This is a genomic window from Campylobacter concisus (genome assembly GCF_003049085.1).
GTDB lineage: Bacteria > Campylobacterota > Campylobacteria > Campylobacterales > Campylobacteraceae > Campylobacter_A > Campylobacter_A concisus_H.
Genome location: NZ_PIQX01000004.1, coordinates 115,567 through 139,391, shown reverse-complemented (window position 1 = coordinate 139,391; position 23,825 = coordinate 115,567). Strand labels below are relative to the sequence as shown.

At 38.1% G+C, this 23,825-nt stretch carries 18 protein-coding genes and 1 pseudogene; 13 read left to right on the top strand and 6 right to left on the bottom strand.

The features are described from left to right. From CVT13_RS06185 to CVT13_RS06165, 5 genes are read left to right on the top strand one after another with little or no spacing between them, the layout of a single operon-like run. Positions 1 to 186, top strand: a complete 186-nt coding sequence (locus CVT13_RS06185) for a hypothetical protein (RefSeq protein WP_054197437.1) — start codon at positions 1 to 3, stop codon at positions 184 to 186. Next, positions 176 to 1,285, top strand: coding sequence for an ABC transporter permease (locus CVT13_RS06180; protein ID WP_107811960.1), 1,110 nt, complete (start codon positions 176 to 178; stop codon positions 1,283 to 1,285). The genes CVT13_RS06185 and CVT13_RS06180 overlap by 11 nt, the downstream gene beginning before the upstream one ends. Further along, on the top strand, positions 1,282 to 1,950 hold the full coding sequence (locus tag CVT13_RS06175; protein ID WP_107811959.1) for an ABC transporter ATP-binding protein: 669 nt from the start codon (positions 1,282 to 1,284) through the stop codon (positions 1,948 to 1,950). Before CVT13_RS06180 ends, CVT13_RS06175 begins: the two co-directional genes overlap by 4 nt. After that, a complete protein-coding gene (locus CVT13_RS06170; RefSeq protein WP_107811958.1) occupies positions 1,947 to 2,900 on the top strand; it encodes a hypothetical protein in 954 nt (317 codons plus the stop codon). Before CVT13_RS06175 ends, CVT13_RS06170 begins: the two co-directional genes overlap by 4 nt. Then, entirely contained in the window at positions 2,897 to 3,406 is a 510-nt protein-coding gene (locus tag CVT13_RS06165; RefSeq protein WP_021090284.1) for a hypothetical protein, read from the top strand. Before CVT13_RS06170 ends, CVT13_RS06165 begins: the two co-directional genes overlap by 4 nt. 421 nt (positions 3,407 to 3,827) lie before the next feature. On the opposite strand, the gene CVT13_RS06155 is transcribed toward CVT13_RS06165, so the two are convergent. The 4 genes from CVT13_RS06155 to rsmA are packed head-to-tail and all read right to left on the bottom strand — an operon-like array spanning position 3,828 to position 8,504. After that, entirely contained in the window at positions 3,828 to 4,601 is a 774-nt protein-coding gene (locus tag CVT13_RS06155; RefSeq protein WP_107811957.1) for a pseudouridine synthase, read from the bottom strand. A gap of 2 nt (positions 4,602 to 4,603) precedes the next feature. Beyond that, positions 4,604 to 5,557: a KpsF/GutQ family sugar-phosphate isomerase gene (locus CVT13_RS06150; protein ID WP_107811956.1), complete on the bottom strand. Its 954-nt coding sequence runs from the start codon at positions 5,555 to 5,557 to the stop codon at positions 4,604 to 4,606. A gap of 9 nt (positions 5,558 to 5,566) precedes the next feature. Further along, positions 5,567 to 7,696: a ribonuclease J gene (locus CVT13_RS06145; protein ID WP_199907279.1), complete on the bottom strand. Its 2,130-nt coding sequence runs from the start codon at positions 7,694 to 7,696 to the stop codon at positions 5,567 to 5,569. Continuing rightward, the gene (gene rsmA / locus CVT13_RS06140; RefSeq protein WP_107812023.1) at positions 7,662 to 8,504 is read right to left on the bottom strand and encodes a 16S rRNA (adenine(1518)-N(6)/adenine(1519)-N(6))-dimethyltransferase RsmA; all 843 of its coding nucleotides are present in this window, start codon (positions 8,502 to 8,504) and stop codon (positions 7,662 to 7,664) included. The genes CVT13_RS06145 and rsmA overlap by 35 nt, the downstream gene beginning before the upstream one ends. A 106-nt stretch (positions 8,505 to 8,610) precedes the next feature. Here rsmA and CVT13_RS06135 point away from each other — a divergent pair, with 106 nt between their 5' ends. From CVT13_RS06135 to rlmN, 4 genes are read left to right on the top strand one after another with little or no spacing between them, the layout of a single operon-like run. Continuing rightward, a complete protein-coding gene (locus CVT13_RS06135; RefSeq protein ID WP_107811955.1) occupies positions 8,611 to 11,895 on the top strand; it encodes an AAA domain-containing protein in 3,285 nt (1,094 codons plus the stop codon). Next, a complete protein-coding gene (gene hisF, locus CVT13_RS06130) occupies positions 11,892 to 12,647 on the top strand; it encodes an imidazole glycerol phosphate synthase subunit HisF (protein ID WP_107811954.1) in 756 nt (251 codons plus the stop codon). Before CVT13_RS06135 ends, hisF begins: the two co-directional genes overlap by 4 nt. Then, positions 12,647 to 13,327 carry a purine-nucleoside phosphorylase gene (locus CVT13_RS06125; protein ID WP_107811953.1) on the top strand — a complete coding sequence of 227 codons (681 nt, stop codon included), beginning with the start codon at positions 12,647 to 12,649 and terminating at the stop codon, positions 13,325 to 13,327. Before hisF ends, CVT13_RS06125 begins: the two co-directional genes overlap by 1 nt. Beyond that, positions 13,324 to 14,460 (top strand): 23S rRNA (adenine(2503)-C(2))-methyltransferase RlmN, encoded by a 1,137-nt coding sequence (rlmN, locus tag CVT13_RS06120; RefSeq protein ID WP_107811952.1) that lies wholly within the window; start codon positions 13,324 to 13,326, stop codon positions 14,458 to 14,460. Before CVT13_RS06125 ends, rlmN begins: the two co-directional genes overlap by 4 nt. A 271-nt stretch (positions 14,461 to 14,731) precedes the next feature. On the opposite strand, the gene CVT13_RS06110 is transcribed toward rlmN, so the two are convergent. Next, positions 14,732 to 15,646, bottom strand: a complete 915-nt coding sequence (locus CVT13_RS06110; protein WP_107811951.1) for a pseudouridine synthase family protein — start codon at positions 15,644 to 15,646, stop codon at positions 14,732 to 14,734. A gap of 187 nt (positions 15,647 to 15,833) precedes the next feature. On the opposite strand from CVT13_RS06110, the gene purB reads away from it, so the two are divergent. Next, complete coding sequence (gene purB, locus CVT13_RS06105) at positions 15,834 to 17,165, top strand: adenylosuccinate lyase (RefSeq protein ID WP_107811950.1); 1,332 nt, start codon at positions 15,834 to 15,836, stop codon at positions 17,163 to 17,165. 424 nt (positions 17,166 to 17,589) lie between these two features. Then, positions 17,590 to 19,965, top strand: coding sequence for a ribonucleoside-diphosphate reductase subunit alpha (locus tag CVT13_RS06100; protein ID WP_107811949.1), 2,376 nt, complete (start codon positions 17,590 to 17,592; stop codon positions 19,963 to 19,965). Positions 19,966 to 20,033: 68 nt separating this feature from the next. On the opposite strand, the gene CVT13_RS06095 is transcribed toward CVT13_RS06100, so the two are convergent. Continuing rightward, entirely contained in the window at positions 20,034 to 20,393 is a 360-nt protein-coding gene (locus tag CVT13_RS06095; protein WP_107811948.1) for a hypothetical protein, read from the bottom strand. A gap of 382 nt (positions 20,394 to 20,775) precedes the next feature. Here CVT13_RS06095 and CVT13_RS06090 point away from each other — a divergent pair. Then, a pseudogene (locus CVT13_RS06090) lies at positions 20,776 to 23,058 on the top strand (ribonucleoside triphosphate reductase). A gap of 84 nt (positions 23,059 to 23,142) precedes the next feature. Beyond that, positions 23,143 to 23,817 (top strand): anaerobic ribonucleoside-triphosphate reductase activating protein, encoded by a 675-nt coding sequence (locus tag CVT13_RS06080; RefSeq protein ID WP_107811947.1) that lies wholly within the window; start codon positions 23,143 to 23,145, stop codon positions 23,815 to 23,817. Positions 23,818 to 23,825 lie beyond the last annotated feature (8 nt).

Below are 23,825 nucleotides of genomic sequence, written 5' to 3'. Positions count from 1 at the left end.
GTGAAATTTCTAGTTTTTTTGGCGTTATTTTTTGGACTTTCTTATACGCTTTTAGCGGCACACTATCTTAGCTTTGATCATAAAGCAAAGCAAGATGAGCTAAGAGAAATTTCTAAGATAACAAGAGCAAATGCTGCTTTTAGTTTTAACCAAAAGGGGCAAAAAGGCTTTGTATATGATAGGTAAAAATTTTATAAACTATGCTGTGGTTCTGCTTTTTAAAGATAGGAAGGATCACCTTTTTAGCTTTTGCCTCTTTGCACTCATTATCTTTGTGCTAAGCTCGGTACTTTTCATCTCTGGATCGATCCAACATGATCTTATAAATTTAGTAAAAGATAGATCAAGTATCGTAGTGAGCGCATTTCGTGCTGGCAAAGGCGATCTCATGCACCCTGGCTATATCTATGATATCTCGAAGATCGATGGCGTAAGTGATGTAAGGGGCGTAGTTGATGGAGAGTACTACTTCGTTCAAAAGCGTATTTGGTTCCATCTATATGAAGATGATAGCTTAAGAGAGGATGAGATGATCGTCGGAGAAGGTGTAAAGGCAGCGATGAATGAGCTTTACTACGATGAGAGCTTTAATTTTCTAACTGAAGAGCGCATGATACCAGTAAAGATATTAAAGACCATGCCGGCACAAAGTGGCTTAATCTCAAATAACGCTATATTTTTGCATCCAAATACGCTAAGGGCTATCTTAAATTTAAAAGATGAAGAGTATACAAAGCTCTACGTTGAGGTACCAAACACAGATGAGATCAGTGAAGTAGCTTTAAAGATAGAGAATTTATATCCAAATTCTTTCGCTCTTAGTATAGAAGATGAGGTGGCTAAGGTTAGGCACCTTTACTATTATAAGGGTGGAATTTTTATGAGCATTTACGTTAGCGTTATGCTTATATTCTTTGTCTTGCTTAAAAACCAAATTTCACTTGCCTATGGTAGTAAAAAGCGTGAAATAGCTATTTTAAGAAGCATTGGTTTTTGTATAAAAGATATTATATTTTTAAAATTTATACAAAATTTCATCGTGAGTGTTAGTGCTTTTTTACTCGGTGTTATGCTGGCTTATCTCTTTGTTTTTGTATTAAACGCTCCACTTTTAAAAGGGATATTTTTAGGTGATGAGCTTTTAAATTTTACAAATTTCACGCCTATTTTAGAGTTTGATAAGCTCTTTTTGATCTTTGTCTTTGGCGTCATACCATTTTTGGCGTTTGTACTTATACCTTCATGGAGAGTAGCAAGTAGTGACATAAATGAGGGACTAAAATGATAAATATAAGAGGTGTTAGCCTAGTTTATAACCAAAACAAACAAAATGAGTTTTGCGCTTTAAAAAATATAAATTTAGATATTAATAACGGCGAGCTAGTGATACTAAAAGGCATTAGTGGAAGCGGCAAAAGCACCTTGCTTTCGCTTATCGCCCTACTTCAAAAGCCAACTAGTGGAGAAATTTTAATAGATGGCACTAACATTGCAAAGCTGCCTGATGCCTTTTGCTCTGAGCTTAGACATAAAAGGCTTGGATTAGTTTTTCAAAATTTTAACCTCATCGAGGGACTAAGTGTCTATGAAAATTTACTAGCTCCATTTGCTCTAACAAATTTCAAGGCAAATGTGCGAGATGAGATGATAAAAAAGGCTCTAAGTCTCGCAAATATCGCTCATAAAAAAGATGAGAACGTATCAAATTTAAGTGGTGGCGAGCGTCAAAGATGTGCGGTAGCTAGGGCTTTATCAATGGATGCTAACATCATCTTGGCTGATGAGCCAACGGCAAATTTAGACAGACAAAATGCACGTGCATTTTTGGGCTTACTAGAGTCTTTTAAAGCTCTAAAAAAGAGTGTCATTGTCGCTACTCACGATAGCATTTTTGATGAGTTAAGTGCAACAGATAGGATTGTTAGCTTGCAAAACGGAGAGATAGTATGAGTGTTTTTTTATCAAACGCCGTTATTGCCTTTTTATTAGCGGAGTTTGTACTGTTAGTTTTGATGAGTATTTCGCTCTTTTATGTCGTTAGGATCGTAAGGTCGTGGGACTACAACGCACTAACATCGCTTCAATACTCTCTTGAAAAACAAAACTATCTTGTAAATACGATCTTACTTTTTTGCATCTGTATCAAGATCGTATTGTTTATATTTTTTGCACTTTGCCTAAATGAACTCTCTGATATTGTGCCTGGTGCCATGTGCTCAGCTGGCGTGATTGGCTCAAATAAATTTGGTGGTATATTGATGCTCACTAAAATTTTGCTGATCTTTGGGCTTGGCATTTGGCTGGTTATAAATAAGCTTGACTTGCAGGCTCTAAATTTCCCTTATCTAAAGAAAAAATACGCCATTTTTATCTGCCTTTTTGTGATGATATTGCTCGAGCTTGGTATAGAAATTTCGTTTTTTTACAATATCCCACTAAAGGTGCCAGTCTTTTGCTGTTCTGTTACTTTTCAAGCTCCAAAGCTACCATTTGGCTATACAAATTTTGGTTTAGTGAGCGTATTTTTCGTGCTATTTTTTGTCATTTTGGTGCTAAATTTTTTAAAGCAAAGTATGGCGAGCTTTGTGGCAAATTTGTTATTTTTAGTGCTTAGCTACTACGCCATCACCTACTTTTTTGGCCTTTATGTTTACGAGCAGCCAAACCACAAATGCCCATACTGCATGCTAAAAGGTGATTATTTTTATGTTGGCTACCTCATCTGGGGCAGTTTGTTTCTCGGTGTATTTTACGGCCTTATGCCATATCTTGTTGAGATGATCACAAAGACAAACTACTCACACAAGCTCAAATTTTCATCGATCTGGCTAGGTGTTTGCGTGCTGATATGCTCGCTTTATGTCCTAAAATATTATTTGCTAAGAGGATTTTTATTTTGATAAAGCAAATTTTTTCTTTGTGTTTGTTAGCTCTAGTTCTAGCTGTACTTGCCTATAATGCTGATATAAGCGACGATAAAATTTTAGTTTTAAATAATGGCAAATCTGAGCCGATCGAGCAACTTACGCCAAATAAATTTATATGTTATGAGAGTAGGACGCTTATCGCTGATAACAACGACACAGCCCAAGCCATCATGCCAAATGGCGACATCTACTTCTTTAACGACATCACAAATTCTTTCATCTGGTATATGGCGCAAAAGAGCAAAGATAAGATCAAGTTATATGTCTATTCAAGAGATACAAACCGCTACATCCTAGCGCAAGATGCCTGGTACTCGAGGGTCGATATCACGCCGATGGGATATGGCATAGGGGCGTATGAGTTTCACACTTACGGCATAAATGACAACTACTTTAAAGAGGTCTTGCTTTACGCAGCACGCGGCGAAACGTTGCTAAATCCATACATAAACATCCTACTTTCAGAAAATAAGATATAAATTTATGTAGCTCTAAATTTGCTAGAACCCTGTTGGATTATTTTTAGTATTAAAGGCCTTTTTTTGTTTAACTTTTTATAAACGTCACACCATGGTTGAAGCCCTAATTCGCAAGCCTTACCAAAATATTCTTTTTCGGTACGATATTTTGTCTTAATCCTTGTTTATTTTCATATATAACTCCTAAATTAAAGCAACAATCAATATTTCAACTATCATAAGCATTTTGCTATTGCTTAGTTGCTTTATCATAAGTCACCTTTATTGTGCTTCAAGTCTAAGCTCAAAAAGATCCTCGCAAAAGCCAGTGGTTAGCAATATCACAGATAAAAGAACAGCCTTTTTCTTTTTTCTCCATTTTTGTAAATTTATTGTTGTTTTGGTTTAGCTTGTCTTCTTTTATTATAGGAACAAGCCAAATTTAGTATCTAATGTTATTAACCTTTAAAAAATCTCTTAGGTCTTCGTATTCGCTGTTTTCAAAGTAGCGCCATTTGCCAGGCTTTAGCATATCAAGGCTAACACGCCCAAAACTAACACGTTTTAGATCCATCACTTCAAGGTCAAAGTAGCCAAAGAAGCGGCGAAGCTCTCTGTTTTGTCCCTCATTGATAATGACCTTTAGTTTTGTGTAGCCACCACTTGAGCCAAAGACTTTATAGGCTAGAAATGGCTTAAATTCCATTGATTTTATAGTGGTTTTTGCGTGAGCACCTTTGGTAGCGTCCTTGGCAAAAAAGCCATTTGTCATGGCCTCAACAACCTCTTTCGTTACTTCGCCTTTTACTTTTAGATAGTACTCTCTTTCTATATCGCTATTCATGAGCGCTGTGGCGATCGCAGGCGCATCAGTTAGTAAAAGTAGCCCCTCGCTTGCGTAGTCTAGGCGCCCTACGCTAACAAATTTGGCAAATTTCTTGTCTAGCGTGTCATAGATCGTTTTTCGTCCGCGATCATCTTTCTTGCTAACTAGCTCGCCCTTTTGTTTGTGATAAACGATAACGGTAAATTCTTTTTTTAGCTTTATCAAACGGCCATTTATACGAACTTTATCATCTTCATCCACGCTTGTGGCAAGGTCGCTAACCACACGCCCCGCTATACTAACCTTGCCAGCTTTTATCAGCTCATCTGCCTCACGGCGTGAGTAGTTTGTGTTATGTGAGATAAATTTATTAAGTCTTGTTTTTTCCATTTTTATAGTCCTAAATTTGCAAGGTCGTGGATATGTAAAACACCCACAGGCACACCATTTTCTACGACAGCTAGAAGCTGAATTTTATACTTTTCTATCAAAGCTAACGCATCTACGGCTAACATCTCTTTGTTATCTATCTCTTTTGGATGCAGTGTTGCAAATTTCATCGCTGGCTCGTCTAGGTCAAAGTCTTCCCTCATAAGCGCACGCCTAAGATCGCCATCGCTCAAAATAGCGTCCAAAATACCATTTTTATCAACTATGAGAACCGTGCCAAGTTTGCCATGCGTCATCGTATCGATTGCGCTTTTTAGGGTTGCATTCCAGCGAACTATCGGTAAATTTTCGCTTCTCATCACATCTTTGACCTTTAAAAATAGCCTCTTGCCAAGGCTACCACCTGGATGAAAATTTGCAAAGTCCTCTTTTTTAAAGCCTCGTTTTTGCATCAAACAAACAGCTAACACATCGCCAAGAGCTAACGTTAGCGTAGTTGATGCTGTTGGAGCAGCGTTTAATGGGCAGGCCTCTTTCTCTACGTCAATGCTAATAAATGCGTCGCTAAATTTACCAAGCGAGCTTGTTTTACTCCTTGCCATGGCGACGATTTTCACACCAAAACGCTTTACATGAGGCAAAATTTTGATAAGCTCATCGCTCTCGCCACTAAAACTAATGGCTAACAAAACATCGTCCTTTTCTATCATGCCAAGGTCGCCGTGCATAGCCTCTGTTGGATGTAAGAAAAAGCTTGGGGTGCCAGTGCTCGCAAGTGTAGCAGCGATCTTTGCGCCCACATGACCGCTCTTGCCTACGCCCGTGACTATGACCTTGCCCTTTGTGTTATATATCAAATTTACAGCATTTTCTATGGCTAAATTTTTAGCATGCCTTAAAAGCTCGTTTGCTTCTATCTCTAAAACTTCTGCTGCGATTTGGTTCATTGTCTGCATAAATTTCCCTTACATTAGATAGATGATAGGCACGATAGTCGGGTATTTTTTGACTTTTCTAAAGATGTGCTTTCTGATCACTTGACGCACTTGTGACTCGAGCAGTCTGCCATCTTTTAAAAGTTCCTCTTTGACGTTGCTTAAAAACTGTGTCAAAATTTCTTGCATCTCTTTGCTAAACTCCGCATCTTGTTTATTGCCCACAAGGCCGTAGCTAATGACGCGAGGCTTGTTTATAAGCTTTGCGCCATGACGTGAAATTTGAGCGATTATCATGACGACACCTGCTTCAGCAAGGTTTTGTCTATCGATGACGACATCGTCTGAGATTTGTTTATTTATTTGATTGTCTATGAAGACTTTGCCGGTTTTTACCGTTTTTACACGTTTTAAGTATTTTTGACAGATCTCCATTTGATCGCCATCGCTCATTAGATAGATGTTTCTCTCGTCTACGCCGCAGCTTATAGCTGTCTCTTTGTGTTTTGCGATGTGATTATACTCGCCATGCACCGGTAAGAAAAATTTTGGTTTTATAAGACGTAGCATCAGCTTTTGCTCTTCTTGTGCCGCGTGACCGCTGACGTGGATCTCGCTAAAGTCTTGATAAGCGACGCTTGCACCTGATTTTATTAGGAAATTTAATACAGTCGAGATACTGCTTTCATTGCCTGGGATCGCTTTTGAGCTGATGATGATCTGATCGGTTGGCTTTATTTTGATGTATTTGTGCTCGTCGGTAGCCATTCGGTAGAGCGCGCTCATAGTCTCACCCTGAGAGCCTGTGGTAACGATCAGCACTTCGTTATCTTTAAATTTGCCAACCTCGTTTGCGTCGATAAAAATTTTCTTATCAAGCTTGATATAGCCAAGCTCCATTGCAGTATACAAATTTCTCTCCATTGATCTACCGATGACACAGACTTTGCGGTTGTATTTTAGCCCCCACTCGATCGCTTGATAGACGCGGTGTATGTTTGAACTAAATGTGCTCATAATGACGCGGCCTTTGGCCTTTGAGAATATCGCATCAAAGGTTTTGCCCACGCTGCTTTCGCTTTTAGTAAAGCCTTCTCTGTAGCTGTTCGTGCTATCGCTCATTAGACATAATACACCTCTTTCGCCGTAGTATGCGAGTCTGCCAAGGTCAGTTGGATAGCCGTCGATCGGCGTATGGTCGATCTTAAAGTCACCCGTATGGATGATGGTGCCCGCCTTTGTCGTGATAGCAAGTGCTGAAGCATCGATGATAGAGTGAGTTATGTGTATCCACTCAACCTCAAAGTCGCCTATTAGATATGGCTTTCTTTTTTCGACAGAGCGGAAAAGTGAGCGCTCTTGCTTTAAGCCGTGCTCTTCAAATTTATTGTTTATCATACCAAGTGGCAAAGGTGTAGCGTAAATCGGGAATTTAAACTCTTTGTAAAAGTAGGGCACTGCGCCGATGTGATCCTCATGTGCGTGAGTGATGATGACGCCTTTTATCTTATCTTTTATTTTTCTAACATAGTCAAAGTCAGGGATTAGTATATCCACGCCGTGCATACTCTCGCTAGGAAAGCTCATACCGATATCAACGATGATAGCGCTGGTTTCAGTTTCAAAGACGGTCATGTTGCCGCCGATCTCACCAAGACCGCCAAGTGGAGTTATGCGAATTTTATGCTCGCTTGAGTTTAGATACTTCATCGGCTCCAGACGAAGCTCGTGAACAGCCTTATTTGCCACCATTGCACTTGCGATATCTTGCTGCCACTGCTCATTACCGTTTAGTTTTGCAGGTAAATTTTTCTTTGGCTTTTTAGCTTTTTTAGGCTTTTCTTTTTGTTCTTGCGTTTTGGTTTTTGTTTCTTGTGGTTCTTGTTTTTGCTCTTTTGGCTTATTATTTTCACCGTTTTTGTTTTGATTTTTATTATTTCTTGGCTTTTTTGGGCGAGAATTTTGGCTCTTTGGCTCGGCGTGCGTTTCATTCTCAGCTTGCTCTGCTGCAAAGAAGTTATCTATCACACTTTTGTTTGCTAGTGAAGTTTGCTCGGTAGTTTCGCCCTCTTGTTTTGGCTTATTTTTTGGTCTAAATCTTCGTCTTTTGTTGTTTTTGCTTTGGTTAGTTACAACTTTCTCTTCGTTTTTGTCGTTCATTATCTTCCTTTAATCTTTCAAATACTTTTAGATAAGAATCGACATCTAGCTCGTGTGGACGTAAATTTTGAGCTAAGCCTAGGCTTTCAAAAATTTCTTCTAACGCATTTTTCTCGAAATTTGTAGATAAATTTTTCAAAAGCATCTTTCTTGGCGAAGCAAACGCAGCTCTTAAAAATACTTTAAAAGCCTCGTATTGTTTTGCATCTTTGAAAATCCCGTCTTTGCCAAAAATCTTTTTTATTTTTTGTAGTTTGATGACTGAAGATGTGACCTTTGGAGGCGGGTTAAAAAGCTTTGCATCCACGTCAAACAAGAGTTCACACCTGCCTTGAAGTGAAGCGAGGATCGATAAAGAGCTAAATTCTTTATCCTTGCTCTTTGCACTAAATTTAAGAGCAACCTCTTTTTGTATCATCACGATAAGCCCAAGGCATTTTTCGTCATCTATCGCATTTAGTATCATTTTCGTAGCAACGTAATAGGGTAAATTTGCGACTAAAAAGTAGTTCTCACTACTTAGTCCGCCCTCTTGCTGCCACTGTTCTAATGCATCTTTACAAAAAAGTTTTAATTGTCCATTTTGGATCTCATTTGCAAATTTGACTTTTAAAATTTGAAACAGCTCACAATCTATCTCAAAACAGGTTGTCTTATAAATTTGCAAAAGTCTAAATGTCAAATCACCTAAGCCAGGCCCAATCTCAACGACGTTTTCTACGTCATTGGGTATCGCTTGGGTGATCTTATCTAGTGTCGCTTTGTCTTGTAAAAAATTCTGTCCAAAGTGCTTTTTTGCCTTTATCATAGCCGCGATATTAGCCAAAAATTACTTATACAATGATTACAAGTTTAGTTTAATCATATATAAAATGGATTATAATCACTAAATAATAACGAAATAGGGCATAAATTTGAGTAAAGCAAATACCTTAAAATACTTTTTATTATCACAATATTTAGAGCCAAAAACCTTAGACGAGCCAAAAAAGACAAATACCAAATTTAAAAAATCAATAGATCTTGACATCGCAAATTTCGATGAGAAATTTCTACAAATTTTAAGAGCATTTGATAGCTCACTTTTAAAAAATGGTATAGAAATTTTAATTTATGGCGGCATTTTTGAGACTGACTTGCTTGCCATTTATATCTCAAAGCTAGCAAATTCAAAATTTGAAAAAGAGCAAATTTTAGATGAGCTACGATCTGAGCAAACGAGCTTTGATAAGGCGTTTTGCTATAAGCTTAAGCTTGTCGGTGATTTGGTATTTTGTAAAGATGATCAAAATTTTGCTTTAAAAGATATAAATTTAGATGATGATTTAACTCCGTTTTTTATACCAAACTCGTCTGATGATCTTTTTATCTCAACAGCTCCTTGGGCAATGGCTCGCCTAGATCATCTAAAAGAGATAAGCCAAAGCGACTTTAACAAAGAGTGCGAGCGTATAAAAGACAAGCTATCTATCTATAAAGAAAAAATGGAATTTGGCAAATATATAAAGCTTATAAACGATGAGCTAAAAAGTGCACTTAAAACACCATTTTGTAATGATTTCTTAAGGCTTGAAATAAAGATCATAAATCCAAATTTTAAAGAAAATGATAGCCTTTTAAATAGCTTTTTTATAGATGATATAAATTTGCTTATCAAATTTTACGAGTCAGGCAGGACGCACGAGCTAACGGATCAATTTCTAGACGAGGGCAGCGAGAATAAATTTGAAAGACTTGATGTAAGAGATGAGCAAAATAAAAGGCTTGTTAGAGATTTTCTTAAAGCAGAAGAATATCCAAGATCGGCCTTTGCTAGTGACTTCGCTCTAAATTTTTCACAGCAAATTGCCGTTAATAACATCATTAAAAAATTTAAAGCAAAAAATGGTGGAATTTATAGTGTAAATGGCGCTCCAGGCACTGGTAAAACAACGCTTTTAAAAGACGTAATGGCTGAAGTTGTTACGCTTAGAGCGATGAAACTCGTGCAAATGAGTAGACATGATATCTTTGCTCCAGTTCGAGATAGTAGCGATAAGGTGCTTTATTTCACTCTAAATAAAGAACTTCAGGGCTATGAGATGGTTGTTAGCTCTTGTAATAACGGTGCGGTTGAAATTTTAAGTAAAGAGCTTAGCCAGTTAAAAAGTATTGGTAGTTATGCAGGCGAGATTGATTATTTTAAATTTATAGCTACAAGGCTTCTCTCGGCTGATGAAAAGACAAATTTTGGCGAAAAATCTTTTATTTCAAAACCTGCATGGGGGCTTTTTTGCATACCTCTTGGCTCAAAGCAAAATAAGTCAAATTTTGTTTTTAACGCAATTAATGGCGTAAAGATCGAAAAAACACATAGTCAGTTTGAAGATATTTCAAAAGAATTTAAGGAATTTATAGAACAAGATGGCTTTTTGATGGGGCTTGGCAAATACTTGGCTACTGGCGAAGGAATTGATGATTTTGACGAGGCGAAGGAGAAATTTAATCAAGCCCTACACGAAGTAAATCTATTTTTTAGTGAGATCAGGATCAAAGAGGAGGAGCTAAAAAGTATAAATAGTGAGCTTATAAATATCGATAAAAGACTTGATAACTATAATTCAACAAAGCAAATAGATGAGCTCTTAAGGCCACTAATAGATGAACTGGATTTGAGCAAAAATGAGCTAGAGCAAAAGGTGGCTGAAGCTAACGAGCTAACAAAGCTTATTGGACAAAATGAAATTTTACAAGAGTATCTGAGTGCGCCTATAAAGCCATCATTTTTTATTTTCCAGCAAATTTTAAAGACACAAGCTTTTGAAAAATATAACAATGAAGCGCAAAAAGTTAGTGAGATAAATCGCCAAATAGCTGAGCAAAATTTGAAAGCAAGCAAGCAAAATAGTGAAAATAAAGAGAAGAATGAAGCGAAATTAAATGAACTAAAAGCTCAAATAACTCAGCTTGAAGATAAAATTTTAGAACTTAACGCTAAAATAGATCATCTTAATAAGCTTAATGATGACTTTGTTAGACGTCAAAAATTAATTGGTAGAAGTGAAGAACTTGATGGCTTTTTAAATGGTAGTTTTAATCAGAGCAATGAAGAAATACAAAAGAGCATGCCATTTATGATGGAGCTTGGCCTTGATGAGAAATTTCATAAGACAAAGCTTTTTAACGCAAGAATCAAGCTTTTTAAAGAAGCGCTTAATCTGCATAAAGCCACTATTTTTGCTTGCAAAGAAGCTGTTAGAACAAATTTACGAGCTCTTAGCGTTTTATTTAATGATGAAAAAATGGCTGAGAAAAACGGACTTGAAGCTAAAGATAGACGTGAAATAATAAAAGGATTATTTTTACTAACGCCAGTTGTTAGTTCTACTTTCGCATCTTTTAATAATACCTTTAAAGAGCTACTAAATGGCGATATAGGCTTGCTTTTAATAGATGAAGCAGGGCAGGCAAATTTAACTAACGCATTAGGCGCACTGCTTCGTTCAAACATGGCTATTGTAGTTGGTGATCCACTTCAACTTGAGCCTGTTGTAACATTACCACCAGCTTTAAATAATGCTATTTTACGCTACTGCGATGCAAAGGATGAGTTTAATCTACTAAAATCATCGGTTCAACTTCGAGCCGATAAAGTACAAAATATTGGTACATATATAAAAGGAGAGGGTAAGTCCATTTGGGTTGGTTCGCCACTTATCGTTCATAGAAGGTGTGCCAACCCTATGTTTAAAATTTCAAACGAAACAACATATGATGATATGATGATACTTAGTAGAAGTAGTGAAAGTAAACTTAGTGATCCTAATATCAAAACAGAATGGATTGATGTTAGTAGTGATGAATGGATAGGTAACTATAATAAAGCTGAAGGCATGATCGTTAAAGAGCTTTTAGATGGTAAGCTAGCCAAGCTAAAAGATAGCGTTAAAATAATAACACCTTTTAAAGATGTTTGTAAAAATTTAAAAGGGGCTGGTACCATTCACACCATGCAAGGCAAAGAAGCTGATGTTGTTATCTTTGTTCTTGGCGGTGCCACAAAAGGCGCTAGAGCATGGGCTGCTAGTACGCCAAATTTACTAAATGTAGCACTAACAAGAGCAAAAGAGGTTATTTATATAGTTGGTAACCGAGAAAATTGGTCTAATTTGCCATATTTTGAGGTAGCAGCTAGAAAAATAGATAAAGGACAGATTTGAATCATTTTGCAAAACGTATAATCCCATGCCTTGATGTAAAAGATGGCAGAGTCGTAAAAGGTGTAAATTTCGTAGGGCTTGTCGATGCTGGAGATCCTGTTGAGATAGCTAAAAGATACAATGATGAGGGTGCTGATGAGCTTTGCTTTTTGGATATCACTGCCTCTCATCTTGGGCGTGATACGATAGTTGATGTCGTAAAAAAGGTCGCAAGTAAGCTTTTTATCCCACTAACAGTTGGCGGAGGTATACGCACGATCGATGATATCTCTCGCCTTTTAAATGCTGGCTGCGATAAAGTAAGCTTAAATTCATCAGCCATACAAGATCCAAATTTGATTGATGAGGCAGCTAAGAAATTTGGCTCGCAATGTGTTGTCGTAGCAATTGATGCTAAAAAGATCGAGAATGGTTATAGCGTTTTTATAAATGGTGGCAGGATCGATACCAAAAAAGATGCCTTTACCTGGGCAAAAGAGGTCGAGTCGCGAGGAGCAGGTGAGATATTGCTAACCTCTATGGACAACGACGGAGTCAAAAAGGGCTTTAATCTTGAGCTAACAAAGGTATTTAGCACGCTTTCTATACCAACTATCGCAAGTGGTGGAGCTGGTGAGATGGAGCACTTTAAAGAGGCTTTTGAAGCCGGGGCTGATGCGTGTTTAGCTGCTTCGATATTTCACTTTGGCGAAATCGAGATAAAAAAGCTAAAAGAGTATCTCAAGGCAAATGGCGTTGAGGTTAGGCTCTGATGTTGATTGTCTCTGCTGGAAAAAACGAAATTTTTGACTTTGCTTTGCCAATGGGTGTGGGGCTAGTTGATATGGCAATAAGTTTGACAAAATTTTTGCAGAAACGAGCATGTATTGGAGCGGATGAAAAGGGTATAAATTTAAAAAATATCGATCCGCACTATCTTGCAAAGATTGAAGCTAAATTTGCAAACTCATCAAATCCAGAGCTACAAAATCTAAGCCAAAATTTGTCAAAAAATCCTGAACGAAATTTGTATCAGATGCCAGAAAAAATAGTTTTCGTTGGCTCGGCAGGTCTTTATAAAGATGGTGAAATTTTACAAATTTATGAAAGCTCGGTTGGGGCAAATATTGAAATTTCTAGCGTAGAAAATAGATCTTATTCACCAATTGAGTGTGAAATTTCTTCTATCGTTTCACGTGGAACTATCAAAATAAATTCGTCAAATTTCATAACGACAGATAAAAATTTGGCTCATAAGATATTTGAAAAAGGCTATTTTTTAGAAAATATGGAGTTTTATTCCGTTCTAAAAGTAGCTCAAATTTTTAAAATTCCAGCTTATGGAATTTTCGTAGCGACAAATTTTTGTAATAAAGATGCACATGCTGATTTTATAAAAAATCACGCAGAGGCCAAGAAAATTCTAACAAAATATATAAAGGAAAATATGTGATAAATTTGCTTGATCTTAGTATTGATGAGCTAAAAGAGTTAGTTTCTCCACCATTTAGAGCAACACAAATCTACGAGTGGATATATAAAAAAAATGCAACCGATTTTAGCCAAATGCTAAATTTACCTAAAGATATGCGTCAAGATCTGGCTGAAAAATTTTATATCGATCCTTTAAAATGTGTAAAATTTGAGCAAAGTAGTGATGGTTCGATCAAGTATCTTTTTGAGCTAAAAGATGGGCTAAAGATAGAGAGTGTCTTACTCCCGATGAAAGAGGAGATTAGTGATGAGAATGGAAAGGTCAGTTGCCATGCTCGTTATACAGTTTGTGTTAGCTCACAGGTTGGCTGTAAAATGGGATGTGCTTTTTGTCTAACAGCAAAGGGCGGGCTTGTTAGAAATTTGACTGCAGGCGAGATTGTGGGGCAAATTTTATGGATAAAAAGAGAGAATAAGATACCTTATGAAAGACGCATAAATGTCGTTTATATGGGTATGGGTGAGCCACTTGATAATCTTGCTAACGTTAGTAAAGCGATCAAAATTTTAGCACTTAACGAGGGTCTAGCCATATCGCCGCGTCGTCAAACCGTTTCAACTAGCGGACTTGGCAGTCAGATAAAAAAGCTTGGTGAGATGGATCTTGGCGTGTTATTGGCCATATCGCTTCATGCTGTTACTAATGAGCTTAGAAGCCGCCTAATGCCGATAAATAAGGCATATAACATCGAGGCTGTTATGGATGCTGTTAGGGGATTTCCTATCGATATACGAAAGCGTGTAATGTTTGAATACCTTGTTATAAAGGATTTAAACGATAGCGTGAGTGATGCTAAAAAGTTGGTAAAACTACTTCATGGTATAAAAGCGAAGGTAAATCTTATATATTTTAACCCACATGAGGGCAGTGAATTTGGACGGCCTGAGCTTACCAGCATGCTAAAATTTCAAGAATATCTAAGAGATCACGGCGTTACTTGTACGATCAGACAGAGCAAAGGGCTTGATATAAGTGCAGCTTGTGGGCAATTAAAACAACGCAATGAAAGTGCAAAATTTAAAGCTATTTCCAGCGATAAAAATTTAAAAACACATTCACTTGAAGATAATAGTAAAGCCAGTGTGAGTTAGAATGAGTGCACTTGATATAGCCGAAATAGTTTTTATTGCTGTTGTGGTTTTACTTGGATTAGGGCTTATTTTAAAAGTTTTAAAAGATGAAAAAGATAGGCATAAATTCTAAGCCTTAACATCAAGATAAAGCCTAGCTCTCATAAAGAAATAAAATGGAGTGTTAATTACATAAACTACAAAATTATCATTATGGTATCTAAATGCGATAAACTTTGGCAAAAGCAGGTAAAGGTTTATGAGAAATAGAAATTTATTAAAAAATTTTAGACTAAAGTAAACCTTCTTTTGCAAATCTATAAAACTCGCTTTCAGCGTCAAATTTACTTTTTATGGTGTAAAAAATTTCATCAAATTTAAAAGAAATTTTATCTGAGTGAAGCAAGAGCCTTTTTGCTCCAGTTAAATTTATCCGTTCACGCTCGCTCATCTCTTTGTCTAAAATTTTCTCGATCTGCGGACGAGACAAACCATAAAGTGGTTCGCCAAGGATCTTGTGTTTCACATGAAACAAATGCAACCGAATTTGATGCTGCCTGCCAGTGAGTGGGATAGCACGAACCAAAGTCGTATCGATGTCGTCAAAATATTTGATCGGCAAAATTTTAGTCACCGCACTCTTGCCATTTTCACAAATTTGCATTCGCATTTTCACATCGTCGTAGTTGTTCGCTAGATCCATCTTAGCATCGATAGTAAATTCTCGCTCGATCTTGCCTTGTACCATCGCGACGTAGCTTTTAGAAACCTCTCTATTTTCAAAAATTTTCTTTAGTTTAATCATAGAATTTCTATCTTTGCCCACGACTATCACGCCACTCGTCTCAAAGTCTAGCCTATGTGCCACGCTCGCACCTCGTCCAAAAAGCGTATAAATTTCATCATTTAGTGAGTACTCACAGTGTCTGCCATTTGGGTGGCTCAGCACACCACTTGGCTTATCAAATACGGCAAAGCTCTCACACTCAAAGATTGGTTTTAGTCCCTTTGGCTCCGCCTCATAGTCGATCAAAAAAATATCGCCACACAAAATAGCATTTTTCTCGCTCACGACACTGCCGTCACAGATCAGCCTGCCTTTATCGATGAGGCGCTGGGTTTGGCTCATGTTAAAGCCATTTTGCAGTAAAATTTCATAAGCTTTTTGATGATCTGCATTAATGATAAATTTATTTACGTAGGGCAAAAATAATCCTTTTGAAAAACGAGCGAGCTATCTTAAGCCCAAATTTATAAGCGTATAACCGACATTTCAGCCCGGATTTTATATAATCCAAACTTAAATTTTATAAAATTATACGATGTGATTTTTGGCTTTCAAGGCTAAAATTTACTTTTATGATAAAGAAAAACTAATACAAAAAGGTTCAACAATGGTCGAAAGATACTCACGCAAAGAGATGGCTGAAAAGTGGAGCATACAAGCAAAATACGACGCTTGGCTCAAGGTAGAAAAAGCTGCCGTTAAAGCTTGGAATAAACTTGGCTTCATAAGCGACAGCGATTGCGAGAAAATTTGCAAAAACGCTAAATTTGAAGTGGCTCGCATCGACGAGATAGAAAAGACGACAAAGCACGACGTCATCGCATTTTTAACAAGCGTCAGCGAGAGCCTTGGCGATGAGAGCAGGTTCGTGCACTACGGCATGACCTCAAGCGACTGTATCGACACAGCCGTCGCGCTTCAGATGAAAGAGAGCCTAGAGCTCATCATCAGCGACGTAGAGGAGTTTATGCAGGCGATCAAAAACAGAGCAAACGAGCACAAGCACACGCTCATGGTCGGCAGAAGCCACGGCATCCACGGCGAGCCGATAACTTTTGGCCTTGTGCTTGCCATCTGGTACGACGAGATCGCAAGGGCACTAAAGCTCATCAAAGACGCAAAAGATACGATCAGCTATGGCAAACTCTCAGGCGCTATGGGAAATTTAGCCCACGCTCCGATGGAATTTGAAGAGCTAACATGCGAGGAGCTAGGTCTTAAGGCTGCTCCAGCGTCAAATCAAGTGATCCAGCGCGACCGCTATGCCCACGTGGTGAGCGCTATGGCTATCTTGACTTCTACTTGCGAGAAGATCGCAGTTGCCATTAGGCACTATCAAAGGACCGAAGTTTACGAGGCGGAGGAGTACTTTAGCCCAGGACAAAAGGGCTCAAGCGCGATGCCGCATAAGCGCAATCCAGTCCTTAGCGAAAACATCACCGGTCTTTGCAGGGTGCTACGCTCATACGTCACGCCTTCTCTTGAAAACGTCGCCCTTTGGCACGAGCGCGATATCAGCCACAGCTCGGTTGAGAGATTTATCCTGCCAGATATGTTTATCACGGCTGATTTTATGCTAGTTCGTATCAAAAATTTGATAGCAAATTTAGTCGTCTATCCAGAAAATATGATGAAAAATTTAAATTTAACAGGCGGCCTAGTCTTTTCACAGCGCGTGCTTTTACAGCTACCGCAACGTGGAATTTCTAGAGAGGACGCCTACAAGATCGTTCAGCGTAACGCCATGAAGGTCTGGGCGGACTTGCAAGAGGGCAAAAAAGCGATCGACGAGCAAGGCCACAGCCTGTTTTTACAAAATTTGCTAAACGACGAGGACCTAACTAAGAGCCTTAGCAAAGATGAGATCAAAGAGTGCTTTGATTACAACTACTACACTAAAAATGTAGATAGAATTTTTGCCAGAGTCTTTGGCAAATAAATTTAAACACAAGGGGTAAACTTAACACCCCTTGTAGTTACTCTGACCACAAAAATAAACTAGGACACCATACTAATCTTAAGCACACTATTTTTTAGTTTATTGCTTTTAAATATTTTTGTATGGCCATGTCAAATTTTACGTAATATACGTACTAATAGCAAATACATACAAACCGTAGGCTTTATTGGCAACGGATTATGCTTAATCTTTAATAATCAAAGATTATCCATGAGTTTATCACGCTTATTTTTTTGCAATCTTTACTTTTTAAAATAAGACATTCGGAGTAGATTACCTAATTGCTTTTATTTTTTGCTTTAGTGATTTGTTTTTATATTTAATAAGTAGCCTTTTAACAAAGAGAGTTTTTATCTCCTTTTGGATAAAATCCCAAATTAAAATTTAACATGGAGAGATATTTTTGAAAGTTATAAAACGTAATGGTAGAACCGAAGAGCTTGATATAAGTAAGATCAAAAAATATACAAACGAAGCGGTCCTAGGCCTTAGTAACGTAAGTCTTAGTGAGCTTGAGGTAGACGCGAAAATTCAGTTTAGAGATATGATAACGACTGAGGAAATTCAGCAAACCCTTATAAAAACAGCAGTTGATAAGATCGATATCGACCGCCCAAACTGGACATTTGTCGCTGCGAGGCTATTTTTATACGACCTTTATCACAAAGTATCTGGATTTAACGGCTACAACCACCTAAAAGACTACCTAGTAAAAGGTGAAAAAGTAGGCCGCATCATCCCTGGGCTAAAAGAGAAGTACGATCTTGAGGATCTAAACGCTTATATCAAGCCTGAGCGTGACCTTCAGTTTGCATACCTTGGTATCAAGACGCTTTATGACCGCTATCTCATCAAAGACAAAAATGGTATGCCGATCGAGCTACCGCAGCACATGTTTATGGCAATTGCGATGTTTCTTGCGCAAAACGAGCTAGATAGTCAAGGCTGGGCTAAGAAATTTTATGACCTCATCTCTAAATTTGAAGTGATGCTAGCCACCCCAACGCTTTCAAACGCAAGGACTACACGCCACCAGCTAAGTAGCTGTTATGTAGGCAGTACGCCTGATAATATCGAGGGAATTTTTGATAGTTACAAAGAGATGGCACTACTTTCAAAATTTGGTGGCGGTATCGGCTGGGACTGGAGCAAGGTGCGTGCGATGGGCGGCAGTATCGACGGACACAAAAACGCAGCTGGCGGTATCATTCCATTTTTAAAAGTGACAAACGACATCGCAGTAGCGGTCGATCAACTAGGCACTAGAAAGGGTGCGATCGCTGTTTATATCGAGCCTTGGCATATGGATGTAAGTGATTTTCTCGATCTTCGTAAAAACTCAGGCGAAGAGAGACGCCGCGCACACGAGCTTTTCCCTGCACTTTGGATAAACGACCTATTTATGAAGCGTGTCAAAGAAAATGGCCGCTGGAGCCTCTTTGACCCAGCTCAAGTAAGCGATCTTTGCGACCTTTACGGCGAGGCGTTTGAAAAGAGATACTTGGAGTATGAAAACGACGAAAATATCCAGAAAAACACTATCCTTGCAAAAGAGCTTTGGAAGAAAATTTTAACTAGCTATTTTGAAACTGGCATGCCATTTTTATGCTTTAAAGACAATGCCAACAAAACAAATCCAAACGACCACGAGGGCATTATCAGAAGCTCAAATTTATGTACCGAAATTTTCCAAAACACAGCACCAAACTACTATAAGATCAAGATCACTTATGAAGACGGCGGCGAGGAGCTATTTGACGAAGAAGAAGACGTCACGGTCGATAGTGGCATAACTAAAAAAGCCAAAAAGCTTAGCGCGCTTGATAGCCTAAAAGGCAAGCAAATTTTTATCGTAGAAAAAGAGAGCATCGAGGGCAAAACGGCAGTTTGCAACCTTGCAAGTATAAATTTAAGCAAGATAAACAGTAAAGAGGATATCGAGCGTGTCGTGCCGATAGCTATCAGAATGCTTGACAATGTTATAGACCTAAATTTCTACCCACACAAAAAGGTAAAGCACACAAACCTAGCTTCTCGCTCGATCGGCCTTGGTGTCATGGGTGAGGCGCAAATGCTAGCCGAGAAAAACGTAAAATGGGGCAGCTATGAGCATTTGGCGCTCATTGATAGCATAATGGAAAACATAAGCTACAACGCGATCTATGCTAGCTCAAATTTAGCCGTAGAAAAGGGCATATATCCAAAATTTGAGGGCTCAAAATGGAGCAAAGGCATCATGCCGATAGACACCGCAAACGAGAATGCAAAAGCACTTTTAAATGATAAAGGCGGACTATTTGACGAAAATGTCTGCGACTGGGACAAGCTAAGAGAGAAAGTCAAACGTGACGGCATGAGAAACGGCTACCTAATGGCGATCGCTCCAACTAGCTCGATCTCGATCCTTGTTGGCACCACTCAGACCATCGAGCCAGTCTATAAACGCAAGTGGTTTGAGCACAACCTAAGCGGTATGATCCCAAATGTTGTGCCAAATTTAAGCCCTGATACTTGGCAGTTTTACACACCAGCTTATGAGCTTGATCAAAGAATTCTTATAAAAGCAGGCGCGATCCGCCAAAAGTGGATCGACCAAGGTCAAAGTCTAAATATTTTCATGAGCTTAGACAAAGCAAGCGGTGGATATCTAAGTGAAATTTACACGCTTGCATGGGAGCTCGGACTAAAATCAACCTACTATCTACGCTCTGAAAGCCCAGACAGCGAAAAACTAAACGACGTGGCTGACCGCTCGATCGAATGTGAAGGATGTCAGTAGTTAAAATTTAAGAGAGAAATTTCTCTCTTAAATTTTTAAATCGTCTATTAAATTTATAATTTATAAATTTACGGAAGTATCACAAATCTTAATTTTATACCAAGTTCATCTGCTAGCTTGCCTAGTTTCTCGCTCTTTTCTAGTCCTGCTGATATGCAAAACTGCATGCCATTTACATTATGCTCTTTTAGCCTTGTAAAGATATTTGCCATAAGTGACTCCGTTTTAATGCCGCTTTCGCCGTAGGTCACAAAGGCATTTAAACTCTTTTGCATTTCAGTTGTTATATTGTTATAAAAGCCTCCGCCATTGTTTGAAACGCTAGTTGTTGCGCTAGCTATCGCGTCAGCAGGAAAGCCACTACTTGGCATCAGCATAATGACTGTGCTATCCGATTTTAAGGTGCACTTCGAAAAGTTTTTTATCATGCCATCTTTGGGTTATTTTGCGCCGTTTGATGCTATACAGCCACCCAAAAGTAGGCCTAGTATGAGTGTTGTGAGTTTTTTCATTAAAACTCCTTTATTGAAAACCGGTGAGTATTGACATAAATTAAAATAAAGATCTATATAAAAAAACTAAATACACTATTTTAAAAACTAAAATTAAACTATTTATTTAAGTAAAATAATCAAAATTTAGTTTGAAATACCTAAAATAACGTCAATCTATCATTTAAGAAAACTTTCCAAAATTTTATATTTTTTGATAAATATTATTAAACAAGATAAAATAGTTATCTATTGTTTAAGCTTTCTTGTCCTATACTTTTAAACTTTATATTGAAAAATTTAGAAGAAAGAGCGAGTAATGCGTGAGATTTTGAAGAGAGATGGCACAAGACAAGAATTTGTAGCATATAAGATAGTAGATGCGATAAAAAAAGCATTTGCTAGCGAAAATCTAGCTTATGATGAGAAAGTTTTTACAAATGTTGTCCAAGATATCTTTCAAAAATCAAGCGCGATAACAGTCGAAGACATCCAAGATGCGATCGAAAAAGAGCTATTTAATAGCGGATATTTCGACGTTTTAAAGAGCTTTATGCTCTACCGCCACACACACAAGCTTCAACGTGAGCAAATTTTAGGCCTAAATGACGATACGACTTACATAAATTCAACTCAAACGATAAATGAGTATATAAATGGTACCGACTGGAGAATTTCTGCAAACTCAAATACAAGCTACTCAAACGCAGGACTCATCAATAATACCGCTGGTAAAGTCATCGCAAACTACTGGCTAGACGCTGTTTATAGCAAAGAAGAGGGACTTGCTCACAGAAATGGCGACTACCATATCCACGACCTTGACTGCCTTACAGGGTATTGTGCTGGCTGGAGCTTGCGAGCTTTGTTAAACGAGGGCTTTAACGGCGTTCGTGGTAGGGTCGAGAGCAAAGCGCCAAAGCACTTTAGAGAGGCGCTTTATCAGATGGCAAATTTCTTAGGAATTTTGCAAAGCGAGTGGGCGGGTGCTCAGGCGTTTTCTAGCTTTGACACTTACCTTGCGCCTTATGTTTTCAAAGACGATCTAAGTGACGCTGAGATCAAAAAGGCGATCACTAGCTTTATTTTTAACTTAAATGTGCCTGCGCGCTGGGGACAAAGTCCATTTACAAACGTAACCATCGACATCACTTGCCCAAGCGACCTAAGAGATCAGATCCCAACGAGTGATGATATACACCTTTTTTCAAATGTAAAAGATGAGAAAATTTTGAAAAAAGCAAACGAGCGTGGCAGAGAAAAACTAATCGATATGACTTATAAGGATTTCGAGCCTGAAATGGCACGCATAGATAAGGCATTTTACGAGGTTTTAACAGCTGGCGATAAATGCTCGCAGCCTTTTACATTTCCGATACCAACGGTAAATATTACAGAGGATTTTGATTGGGATAGCGAAGTGGCGGATGTACTCTTTGAAAACACCGCCAAAATGGGCTCAAGCTACTTTCAAAATTTTATCGGCTCACAATACACTTATGACGAAAATGGCAATAAGATAGAAAACGAAAAAGCCTACAAACCAGGACATGTTCGCTCTATGTGCTGCCGCTTGCAGCTTGATTTAAGAGAGCTTTTAAAACGAGGTGGTGGTCTTTTTGGTAGTGCCGAGATGACTGGCTCGATCGGCGTTGTCACTATAAATTTAGCTCGCCTAGGCTACAACTTCAAAGGCGATAAAGTCGCACTTTATAATAGGCTTAGCTATCTTTTGGAGCTTGCTAAATCGACACTTGAAAAAAAGCGTAAATTTATACAAGAGATGTATGACAGAGGGCTTTATCCTTATACGGCTAGATATCTAAAGCACTTTAATAACCACTTTAGCACTATTGGCATAAATGGCATGAACGAGCTTCTTAGAAATTTCACAAATGATAAAGAGAATATCTCAACAAAATTTGGACGTGATTTTGCTATTGAGATGGTTGAGTTTTTGCGTGACAAGATAAGGACATTTCAAGAAGAGACTGGAAATTTATACAACCTTGAGGCGACTCCAGCTGAAGGCACAACGTACCGCTTCGCCAAAGAGGATAAAAAGCGCTATCCAGACATCATCCAAGCAGGTGGCGGGGAGAATATTTACTACACAAACTCAACTCAGCTTCCAGCAAATTTTACAGATGATGCTTACGAGGCACTTGATTTGCAAGATGATCTTCAGACTTCATACACTGGTGGTACAGTATTTCACCTTTATATGAAAGAAAGGATCAGCTCACCTAAAGCCTGCAAGGAGCTTGTAAAGAGCATAATCTCAAATTATAAGCTTCCATATATCACGATAACGCCTGTGTTTAGCGTTTGTTCAAAACATGGCTACATTGCTGGAGAGCATGAATTTTGTCCACTTTGTGATGCAGAATTAATAGAAAAAGAGAAAAACAATTCCAAATAAGGAGAGGAAATGACAGAAAAAGAAATTTTGGAAAAAGTACAAGACAAACGCACAAAATGCGTAGTCTATACTCGTGTTATGGGTTATCATCGCCCAGTTGAGAGCTTTAACCTTGGTAAAAAAGGTGAGCACAAAGAGCGTATTAAATTTGATGAATACGCAAGTTGCTGCAAAAGATAATCACCGCAGCTAATAAAAACATAAAAACTCAAATAAAAAAGGCACAATCTTCTGTGCCTTTTAAATCTCAAAAGGTCCATAAATTTGCATAAAGTCTTTAGTATAACGCCATTTACTACGCTTGATTATCCAGACAAAGTGGCTGCAGTAGTTTGGTTTGCAGGCTGTAATATGCGATGTGTGTATTGCTACAATATAGAAGTTGTAAATTCAAATGGCAATATAGAAATGGATGAGGTTTGTAACTTTTTAGACCGCCGTATAGGTAAGCTAAATGGCATCGTTTTTAGTGGTGGCGAATGCACGGCAAATCCTTTGTTTTTAAAGCTTGCAAGAGAGGTTAAGTCAAGAAATTTTTGCCTAAAGGTCGATACAAATGGCTCTCATATTGAGATTTTAAAAGAGGCGATAGGTGAAGGGCTGATTGACTATATCGCGCTTGATTTTAAAGCGTCAAAAGAGAAATTTGCAGGCGTAACTGGCTCAAATTTATATGAAAAATTTATTAGCACACTAAAATATCTGCTTGAGATAAATTTTGATTTTGAAGTAAGAACAACCGTGCATGCAGATTTTTTAGATGAAGCAGATATTTCTTTGATGTCTGAAATTCTTTATGACCTTGGATATAGAGGCAATTATTATTTGCAAAAATTCCTTAGCACAGGTGAAAATTTTGGAAATTTGGTTGATGCTAAAAATAGCTTTGATCCGAAAAAAATCATCTCGAAACTTCCTATCAAACTAAGAAACTTTTAAATTTCTAC